Genomic DNA, 9,823 nt, shown 5'->3' on the forward strand with positions numbered 1-9,823 from the left:
TGTCGGAGTAGTCGGGTGGGGTGGCCGGGGGGTTGGTCGTCAGGAGGTCCAGGGCCAGGTGGACGGCGTCGTCGAGCTGGGCGTGGCGGCCTTCGGCCCAGTCGAGGGGCGTGCGGAGGATCTCCAGGTCGGGGGTGACGCCCCTGTTCTCGACGGACCAGCCGTACGTGTCGAACCAGGCCGCGTTCATCGGCACGGTGATCACGGTGCCGTCGCCGAGGCGGTGGCGGCCGGTCATGCCGACGACTCCGCCCCAGGTGCGCTGGCCGACGACCGGGCCGAGCTTCAGCAGCTTGAAGGCGGCCGTGATCATGTCGCCGTCGGAGGAGGTGGCCTCGTCGGCGAGGGCCACCACCGGGCCGCGCGGGGCGTTGGAGGCGTACGACACGGGCTGGGCGTCGCGGGTCAGATCCCAGCCGAGGATGGTGCGGGTCAGCGTCTCGATGACGAGTTCGCTGATGTGCCCGCCCGCGTTGCCGCGCACGTCGACGATGAGGGCGGGGCGGGAGACCTCCATGCGCAGGTCGCGGTTGAACTGGGCCCAGCCGGAGCCGCCCATGTCCGGGATGTGCAGGTAGCCGCAGCGCCCGCCGCTCAACTCGCGTACGACCTCGCGGCGTTTGGCCACCCAGTCCTGGTAGCGCAGCGGCCGTTCGTCGATGAGCGGGACGACGGCGACCCGGCGCGCTCGGCCCTCGCCCTCGGCGGGCGTGAAGGTCAGCTCCACGGTCGTACCGCCCGCGCCCGCGAGCAGCGGGTAGGGGCCGGTGACCGGGTCCACCGGGCGGCCGTCGACATGCGTGAGGACGGCGCCCTCGCGGATGCCGGAACCGGCGAGCGGGGAGCGGGCCTTGGAGTCGGAGGAGTCGCCGGGCAGGATCCGCTGGACCGCCCAGCCGCCGTCGCGGCGGACGAGGTTGGCGCCGAGCAGGCCCTGCCGGCGCTGGTAGTGGGGCGGGCCCTCGTTGCGGCGGGCGGCGCTGACGTAGGCGTGGGAGGTGCCCAGTTCGCCGAGGACCTCGCGGAGCAGGTCGGCGAACTCGTCCGGTGAGGCGACCCGGTCGACCAGCGGGCGGTACTGCTCCAGGACGGCGTCCCAGTCGATGCCGCACATGCCGGGTTCCCAGAAGTGGGCGCGGATCAGACGGCCGGCCTCGTCGTAGGACTGGCGCCATTCGGCGGCCGGGTCGACCTCGTGCAGGATGCGGCGCAGATCGATCCAGGTGGTGGTGTCGACGTCGCCGCTCTCGGTGGACGGGACCGCGCGCAGGTCGCCCTCGTCGACGACGACGAGGCGGCTGCCGTCACCGCTGACCGCGAACCAGTCGAGGTGGGCGAGGAGTTCGGACCGTTTGGCCTTGGTGATGTTGAAGTACTCCAGGGTGGGACGGCCGCTGGTGTCGTCCGGGTTGACGAAGGTCTCGCCGAGCGCGCCGGAGATCGGCCAGCGCAGCCAGACCAGTCCGCCGCCCGCGACCGGGTACAGCGCCGAGTACTTGGACGCGGCGACCGGGAAGGGCGTGACCCTGCTCTCCAGGCCCTCCACCTCCACGGTGACGGTGCCGCTCTCGCCGCCGGCCTCGTCACCGAGGTCCCCCGAGTCGCCCATCCGGCCGAGACCGCCGGCGGCGGGGCGGCCGTCGGGGTCCAGGGCGAACGGGGAGGGGGTCGCGGAGGAGAGCGGGACCAGGTAGGGGCGGCAGCCGAGCGGGAAGGACAGGTCGCCGGTGTGGACGTCGTAGACCGGGTCGAAGCCGCGCCAGGAGAGGAAGGCGAGGTAGCGGCCGTCGCGGGTGAAGACCGGGTTCTCGTCCTCGAAGCGGCCGTTGGTGACGTCGACGACGACGCGGGCCCCTTCTCCGGTGCCTCCGGCACCGCCGATACGGGCCATCTTGATCTGCCGCAGGGTGCGGCCGATACCTGGGTGGGACCAGGTCAGCCAGGTGCCGTCGGGGGAGAAGGCGAGGTCGCGGACCGGGCCGTTGACGGACCGGATCAGCTCGGTGACCTCGCCGTTGGAGTCCTCGGTCGCGTCGAGCAGCAGGAGCCGTCCGTCGTGCGCGGCGATGGCGAGGCGTTCACCGGCCGGGTCGGCGACCAGTTCCAGGACCCGGCCGAGCTCGCCGGAGGCGAGCCGCCGGGGCTCGCGGTCGCCGGTGGCGCGGGGCAGGTAGGCGATCTCGACCGCGTCCTCGCCCTCCGCGTCCGTCACGTAGGCGACCTGGTTGCCGGAGCCCAGCATCTCCGGCAGCCGGACCCGGACGCCGGGGGTGTCGGTGATGGTGCGGGCGGGCCCGTCGCGGTGGGTGAGCCAGTACAGGCTGCCGCGCACCACGACGGCGCTGGCCCGGCCGGTCTCGTCGACGGAGAGGCCGTCCACGTGCTGGGCCGCGGGCACCTGATAGGGGCGGCGGCCGGTGCGCGGCCCGTTCAGCCGGACGTCGAGGCGGCGGGGGGCGGCGTCGGGCGAGAGGTCGTCCACGAGCCACAGGTCGCCGGCGCACTGGTAGACCACCCGGGTGCCGTCGCTCGCGGCGTGCCGGGCGTAGAAGGCGTCGTGGTCGGTGTGGCGGCGCAGGTCGGAGCCGTCCTGGGCGCAGGAGTAGAGGTTGCCGACGCCCTCGTGGTCGGAGAGGAAGGCGATCCGGTCGCCGACGAACATCGGGGCGTCCAGATGGCCCTCCAGGTCGGCGAGGAGCCGCTGTCCGTGCAGCCAGAGGCGGCCCATGGCGCCGCCCCGGTAGCGCTTCCAGGCGGCGGGTTCGTGCGGCGGGGTGCCGGTGAGCAGCAGCGTCCTGTGCCCGTCGGCGAGGTCGGCGACCTGGATGTCGGAGACCGGGCCCCAGGGCAGCTTGCGGCCGGGGTCGCCGTCGGGGGACACCTTGTACGCCCAGGTGAAGTAGGAGAAGGGCTCGCCGTGGGAGGCGACGGCCAGGATGTCGCCGGGGCCGTTCCCTTCGGGCGGGGTCCAGCCGCAGACGCGGGTGTCGGGGCTTCCCCAGTAGGTGAGCTGCCGGGCCCGGCCGCCGTCCACGGGGACCAGGTGGATCTCCGGGACGAGACTGCGCCAGCTCGTGCAGGCGATGTGGCGGCCGTCGGGGGAGAAGCGCGGGTGGCCGGTCTTGGTGCGGTCGGCGGTGAGCCGCCAGGCGCGGCCGGGATCGTCGAGGGGGGCGAGCCAGAGGTCGTCCTCGGCCACGAAGCACAGCAGGTCACCGTGGAGATGGGGCAGGCGCAGATAGGTCACCTCTTCATGCTTTGCCGGGGAGGAGGGGTGAGCAACTTGTGCGTTTTTTACCGTCTCGCCCGCTCCCGGAGCCGGGGGACTTATGCGGTTCTGACAGGAGTGACCCAGCACACGTACGAAACGGTTTCGTTTCGCTAGCCGCGGGCACTACAGTGATGCTGTACGAAACAGTCTCGTTCACGCGAAAGGGGTGAGGGTCATGGCCGAGGCCGCAACCGCGCGCCGCAGCCGGCTCACGCCCGAGCGCGCGGCCGAGCTGTACACGGCCGTACTCGACCTGCTCCGAGAGGTCGGCTACGACGCCCTGACCATGGACGCCGTCGCGGCCCGCACCCACTCCAGCAAGGCCACCCTCTACCGCCAGTGGGGCGGCAAGGCCGAGCTGGTGGCGCACGCGATGCGGCACATGAAGCCGGGCAGCATCGCGGACGTCGACACCGGCTCGCTCCGCGGCGACCTGGTCGCCCTCGTGACCCGCGAGGACGACTGCGCCATGGAGCAGAACACCGCGCTGATGCGCGGCCTGGCCATGGCGGTCCACAACAACCCCGACCTTCTGCGGGCGTTCAAGGAACTGCTGATCGAACCGGAGCTGGAGGAGTTCCGGCGCGTGCTGCGGCGCGCCGTCGACCGGGGCGAGGTCCGTGCGGACAACCCGGCGATGGAGTTCGTGGTGCACATGCTGCTGGGCGCGTTCGTCACCCGCACGCTGATCGACGAGCTGCCGCCCACGCAGACCTTCCTCCTCTCGTACATCGACGCCGTGGTCCTCCCCGCCCTCGGCGTCCCCACCACCTGAGCGACCTGCTCCGCACCACCTGACGCGACCGCTCACGTCGTCGGGCTGACCATCCCTGCCCTGACCACCCCACGACTGACCGGGAGTACGCCCTAGTGGCCACGTTTCTCTACCGACTCGGCCGGTTCTCGTTCCGGCGAAGGCACATCGTCGCTTTCCTATGGGTGGCGCTGCTGACGCTCGCGGGCGTCGGCGCGGCAAGCGCCCCCGCCCCCGGCACCACCTCCTTCTCGATCCCCGGCACCGAGGCCCAGAAGGCCTTCGACCTGCTGGAGGAGCGCTTCCCCGGCATGAGCGCCGACGGCGCCACCGCGCGCGTCGTCTTCAAGGCGCCGGCCGGGGAGAAGATGACCGACGCCGAGAACAAGGCGACGGTCCAGAAGACCGTCCGGGAACTGGCCGACGGCTCCGAGGTCGCCGCCGTCGCCGACCCCTACCAGGCCAGGTCCGTCAGCCGGGACGGCACGATCGCCTACGCGCAGGTCACCTACAAGGTGTCCGGCATGGAGCTGAAGGACACCACCAAGGACGCCCTGGAAGGCGCCGCCGAGGAGGCCCGGGACACGGGGCTGACCGTCGAGATCGGCGGTGACGCCCTCCAGGCCGTGCCGCACACCGGCAGCTCCGAGATCATCGGCATCGCGGTCGCCGCGGTCGTCCTCGTCATCACCTTCGGCTCGCTGCTCGCCGCCGGGCTGCCGCTGCTCACCGCCATCATCGGCGTCGGCATCGGCGTCGCGACGATCACCGCGCTGGCCAGCCCCCTCGACCTGGGCTCCACCACCTCCACGCTCGCCACGATGATCGGCCTCGCGGTCGGCATCGACTACGCCCTGTTCATCGTCTCCCGCTACCGCGCGGAACTCGCCGAGGGCCGCGGCCGCGAGGAGGCGGCCGGACGGGCCGTCGGCACCGCCGGTTCCGCGGTGGTCTTCGCCGGTCTCACCGTCGTCATCGCCCTGGTCGGCCTGTCGGTCGTCAACATCCCGATGCTGACCAAGATGGGCATCGCCGCGGCGGGCACCGTCGCCATCGCCGTCCTGATCGCGCTCACCATGATCCCCGCGCTGCTCGGCTACGCGGGCCGCAAGGTGCGCCCGGCCGGTGAGAAGAGCAAGCTGCTCGGCGGCGGGCGCGCCGCCAGGAAGGCCGCCGAGGGCACCACCAAGCCCAACATGGGCACCCGCTGGGCCAGCTTCGTCGTCCGCCGCCCGGTCGCCGTGCTGCTGCTCGGCGTCGTCGGCCTCGGCGCCGCAGCGGTCCCGGCCGCCTCGCTCGAACTCGGCCTGCCCGACGACGGCTCCCAGCCGACCTCGACCACCCAGCGCCGCGCCTACGACCTCCTCTCGGAGGGCTTCGGGCCCGGCTTCAACGGCCCGCTGATGGTCGTCGTCGACGGCAAGGGCAGCGAGGACCCGAAGGCGCTCTTCGGGGACGTCGCCGGGGAGATCAAGGGCCTGGACAACGTGGTGACGGTGACCCCGCCGGCACCCAACAAGGCCGGCGACACCGCCACGATCACCGTGATACCGGACGCCAAGCCGTCCTCGGCGACCACCGAGGACCTGGTGCACGCCATCCGCGACACCGGCGCCGAGCTGACCGCCGGCCAGGACGGCCAGGTGCTGGTCACCGGCGCGACGGCGATGAACATCGACGTCTCGCAGAAGCTGAACGACGCGCTGCTGCCGTACCTGGCGCTCGTGGTGGGCCTCGCCTTCCTGCTGCTGATCGTGGTCTTCCGCTCGATCCTCGTCCCGCTGAAGGCGGCCCTCGGCTTCCTGCTCAGCGTGCTGGCGGCGCTCGGCGCGGTGGTCGCGGTCTTCCAGTGGGGCTGGCTGTCCGGCCTGATGGGCGTCGAGGAGACCGGCCCGGTCATGTCGATGATGCCGATCTTCATGGTCGGTGTGGTCTTCGGCCTGGCGATGGACTACGAGGTGTTCCTCGTGACCCGGATGCGCGAGGCGTACGTCCACGGGGAGAAGCCCGGCCAGGCGGTCGTGACCGGCTTCAAGTACGGGGCGCGGGTCGTGACGGCCGCCGCGGTGATCATGATGGCGGTGTTCGCGGGCTTCATCGGCTCCAGCGAGTCCATGGTCAAGATGATCGGCTTCGGCCTGGCGATCGCGGTCTTCTTCGACGCGTTCGTCGTCCGCATGGCGATCGTCCCGGCGGTGCTCGCCCTGCTCGGCAAGGCCGCCTGGTGGCTGCCGAAGTGGCTGGACCGCGCGCTGCCCAACGTGGACGTCGAGGGCGAGGGCCTGCGCGCCGCGTCGGACCGGGACGGCCGCAAGGACCCGGACGAGGACCGCGAACTGGTCCGCGTCTGATCGTCCCGATCGCGATCGCGGCTTGAGACCAGCCGGTGAGGGCTCCGTGGGGACGGGGCGCCCTCACCGGCTTTCCACTTCCTCGCGTGCGTCGCCGAGTGGCTGTGCGGGCGGCCCCGCGGCCACGGGAGAAGGACGGGCGCGTGTCCCCGGCGCATGGGCCCAAAACAGTCGCGTGCGCGTTACACGCACCACTAGGTTGCCCTTCATGACGAGCGCAGACACCGCCATCGAGGGCCACGGAGCCCACCCCCGGTTCGCCGACGCCCTGCGGGAGATGGGCATCGCGGAGGTGCTGGAGCGGGTCCGCCGCTTCCCGGACGAGACCCGGACCGCCGCCGAGGCGGCCGCCGCGATCGGCTGTGGGCTGAGCCAGATCTGCAAGTCGCTGGTGTTCGCCGCCGACGGCGTGCCGGTGCTGGTCCTGATGGACGGCGCCTCCCGGGTCGACGTGGAGCTGGTGCGGCGGGCACTCGGCGCCCAGCAGGTCGGCCGGGCCAAGGCCGATGTCGTACGGGAGACCACGGGGTACGCCATCGGAGGTGTGCCGCCGTTCGGGCACCGGACCAGGACGCGGGTGCTCGCCGACCGGGGCCTGCTCGACCACGACGTGGTGTGGGCGGCGGCCGGGGACCCGCACACCGTCTTCCCGATGGAACCGAAGACCCTCGTCGCACACGCCGGCGGCACCCTGGTGGACGTCCGCGAGCGAAGTGGCGCGTGACCCCGCTGGTCACCGCGGCCGTGCTGGCGGCCGCGGTCACCCACGCCGGATGGAACGCCATCGCCCACCGCATCACCGACAAGCTGGTCGGGTTCACCCTCATCTCCGGCGGCGGCGCGCTGACCGGGCTGGCGCTGGTGCCGTTCACGGCGATGCCGGCCGCCGCCGCGTGGCCGTACCTGCTCGGCTCCGCCGCCGTCCACATCGCCTACTACGCCCTGCTCATGCGGTCCTTCCGGCTCGGCGACTTCGGGCAGGCCTACCCCATCGCCCGCGGCAGCGCGCCGCTCGTCGTGACCGTGCTCGCCGCGGTCTTCGCGCATGAGGTGCCCAACGGCTGGGCCGCCGCCGGGATCGCGCTGTCCTGCGCCGGGCTGACCGGTGTCGCGCTGTGGGGGCTGCGCGGGCGGCGCCCGGACTGGGCGGCGATCGGCGCCGCGCTGGCGACCGGGCTGACCATCGCCGCGTACACGCTGGTCGACGGGCTCGGCGTGCGCGCCTCCGGCTCGTCGCTCGGGTACATCGCCTGGCTGATGCTGGTCCAGGGGACGGTCATCCCGGCGTACGCCCTCCACCGGTGGCGCGGCGCCTTCCTCGCCACCGTGCGGCCCTTCGCCGCCCTCGGGCTGCTCGGGGCGCTGATGTCCGTCGCCGCGTACGCGCTGGTGCTGTGGGCGCAGACCCGCGCGGAGCTGGCGCCGATCGCCGCCCTGCGGGAGTCGTCGATCATCGTGGGCGCGGTGATCGGTGCCGTGTTCTTCAAGGAGCGGTTCGGCGCGCCGCGGATCGCCGCGGCCGGGCTGCTGGTCGTCGGCATCGGGCTGATGCTGCGCGCGGGCTGAGGCCGGACAGGTCCACGAAGGTGCCCGGAATGTCCCTGATTGGATGCGTCCGTACGCCATCTGGCGCACCCTGGAAGCAGGTTCTTCCGGAGGTGATCGTCATGACGATGCATACCGCAGTGGGCTGGCACGTGGAGCTGGAGTTCAAGGAGGACGACCGGCACACCGAGGCCGCGGCGCTGGTACGGCTCCCGGACGGCAGCGAGGTGCGCTCCCACGGCCAGGCCAGCAGGCACCACACGGACGCGAATCAGCCCAGGGTCGGTGAGGAGATCGCCGGCGCCCGGGCGCTGAACGAGCTGGCGATGCGGCTGCTCACCAAGGCGCACGAGGAGATCGACTCGGCGTCGGGGCGCATCTCGCACCCCATCCACGTGTGAGCGCGGGTCAGCTGCCGGTGAGGGCGGTGCGGACCGCCCTCACCAGGGCCTGCGCACGCGGGTCCGCCGTGACGCTCTTGCGGAAACCGTTCGTCACGTAGCCGAAGGCGATCCCCGACTCCGGGTCGGCGAAGCCGAGCGCGCCGCCGCGGCCCGGGTGGCCGAAGGAACCGGGGGAGAGCAGCGGGGACGCGCTGCCGTGCAGCATGTAGCCGAGGCCGAAGCGGGTGCTCACCACCAGGACCCGGTCCGGCCCCGTGGACTGCTCGCGGCGTGCCAGTTCGGCCGTCTCCGGGGTGAACAGCCGGACCCCGCCGTCGACCTCGCCGATCAGCGACGCGTAGATCCGGGCCAGCCCGTCGGCGGTGGCGATGCCGTTGGAGGCGGGCAGGGCGGCGGCGCGGTAGACCGGGTCGTTCTCGTCGGGCTGCGGGGTGATCGCGCCGAAGGCCCGGCGGGTCAGGGACTCCGGGTCGGCGTAGGCGTCGGAGACCGCGCGCTTCGGGCGGGTGCGCAGGGCCCCCGCCGCCTCCTCGACCGTCACCCGGCCGACCCGCCCGACCCGTGCGGCCTCCGCCGGGGGCAGCCCGAGCCAGAAGTCCGCCCCGACCGGGCCCGCGATCTCGTCGGCGATCCACTCGCCGATGGGCCGGCCGGTGACCCGGCGCACCAGCTCGGCCGTGAGCCAGCTGTAGGTCTGCGCGTGATAACCGTGGTCCGTGCCCGGCTCCCACGCCGGTGCCTGCGCGGCGACCGCCTCGGCGCCGAGCACCGGGTCGGCGGCCTGCGCGACCGTGAGCGGGCGGTCCAGCGCCGGCACCCCCGCGCGGTGCGCGAGCAGATGCCGTACGAGGGTGCGCTCCTTGCCCGCGGCCCCGTACTCCGGCCACCACTTGCCCACCGGCGCGTCGAGGTCCAGCTCGCCGCGCTGGTGCAGCAGCAGGAGGACGGCGGCGGCGACGCCCTTGGTGGCGGAGCGGACGATCTGGGCGGTGCCGGGCTGCCAGGGCTCGGTGCCGTCGATGTCCCGGGTGCCGCCCCACAGGTCGACCACCTTGTGGCCGTCCCGGTAGACGGTGACGGCCGCGCCGCGGTCGCCGAGTGTGCCGAAGTTCCGTACGAACGCGTCCCTGACCGGCTCGAAGCCCTCGGCCACTGTGCCGTTCGCGTCCACGTCCGTCCTCCTCGTCCTGCGGTACGGGTCGGGTCCCCGACTCACCCAAGCAGAATCGTCACGTCGATGTTCCCGCGGGTGGCGTTGGAGTACGGGCAGACCTCGTGGGCCGCGTCCACCAGCTTCGACGCGAGGTCCGGGTCGAGGACCGGCAGGGAGACGCTGAGGGCGACCGCGAGGCCGTAGCCGCGGTGGCGGTTGGGGCCGATGCCGACCTTCGCGGCGACCGTGGAGCCGCTGAGGTCGTAGCCCTCGCGGTTGCCGACCAGGATCAGCGCGTTGTGGAAGCAGGAGCTGTAGCCCGCCGCGAACAGCTGCTCCGGGTTG

At 72.8% G+C, this 9,823-nt stretch carries 8 protein-coding genes; 5 read left to right on the plus strand and 3 right to left on the minus strand.

Annotated features, from left to right (window positions below; genetic code table 11):
• Window positions 1-3,247 (minus strand): S41 family peptidase (locus CCN42_RS31960; RefSeq protein WP_107427674.1); only part of this gene is annotated, 3,247 nt, incomplete at its 3' end.
• A gap of 199 nt (window positions 3,248-3,446) precedes the next feature.
• Here CCN42_RS31960 and CCN42_RS31965 point away from each other — a divergent pair.
• The 5 genes from CCN42_RS31965 (at window position 3,447) to CCN42_RS31985 (ending at window position 8,322) form a co-directional block, all read left to right on the plus strand.
• Window positions 3,447-4,046, plus strand: a complete 600-nt coding sequence (locus CCN42_RS31965; RefSeq protein WP_086740840.1) for a TetR/AcrR family transcriptional regulator — start codon at window positions 3,447-3,449, stop codon at window positions 4,044-4,046.
• 95 nt (window positions 4,047-4,141) lie between these two features.
• Complete coding sequence (locus CCN42_RS31970) at window positions 4,142-6,376, plus strand: MMPL family transporter (protein WP_086740842.1); 2,235 nt, start codon at window positions 4,142-4,144, stop codon at window positions 6,374-6,376.
• A gap of 208 nt (window positions 6,377-6,584) precedes the next feature.
• Window positions 6,585-7,100, plus strand: a complete 516-nt coding sequence (locus CCN42_RS31975) for a YbaK/EbsC family protein (RefSeq protein WP_086740844.1) — start codon at window positions 6,585-6,587, stop codon at window positions 7,098-7,100.
• A complete protein-coding gene (locus CCN42_RS31980; RefSeq protein ID WP_086740846.1) occupies window positions 7,097-7,942 on the plus strand; it encodes an EamA family transporter in 846 nt (281 codons plus the stop codon). The genes CCN42_RS31975 and CCN42_RS31980 overlap by 4 nt, the downstream gene beginning before the upstream one ends.
• Before the next feature lie 101 nt (window positions 7,943-8,043).
• Window positions 8,044-8,322 (plus strand): DUF1876 domain-containing protein, encoded by a 279-nt coding sequence (locus CCN42_RS31985; RefSeq protein ID WP_086169436.1) that lies wholly within the window; start codon window positions 8,044-8,046, stop codon window positions 8,320-8,322.
• A gap of 7 nt (window positions 8,323-8,329) precedes the next feature.
• On the opposite strand, the gene CCN42_RS31990 is transcribed toward CCN42_RS31985, so the two are convergent.
• Both CCN42_RS31990 and CCN42_RS31995 read right to left on the minus strand, forming a co-directional pair.
• Entirely contained in the window at window positions 8,330-9,496 is a 1,167-nt protein-coding gene (locus CCN42_RS31990) for a serine hydrolase domain-containing protein (RefSeq protein ID WP_086740848.1), read from the minus strand.
• 41 nt (window positions 9,497-9,537) lie between these two features.
• The coding region (locus tag CCN42_RS31995; protein WP_143662079.1) for an Ohr family peroxiredoxin at window positions 9,538-9,823 on the minus strand (286 nt) is incomplete at its 5' end.

It is taken from the genome of Streptomyces glaucescens (assembly GCF_002154375.1).
Taxonomy (GTDB): Bacteria; Actinomycetota; Actinomycetes; order Streptomycetales; family Streptomycetaceae; genus Streptomyces; species Streptomyces glaucescens.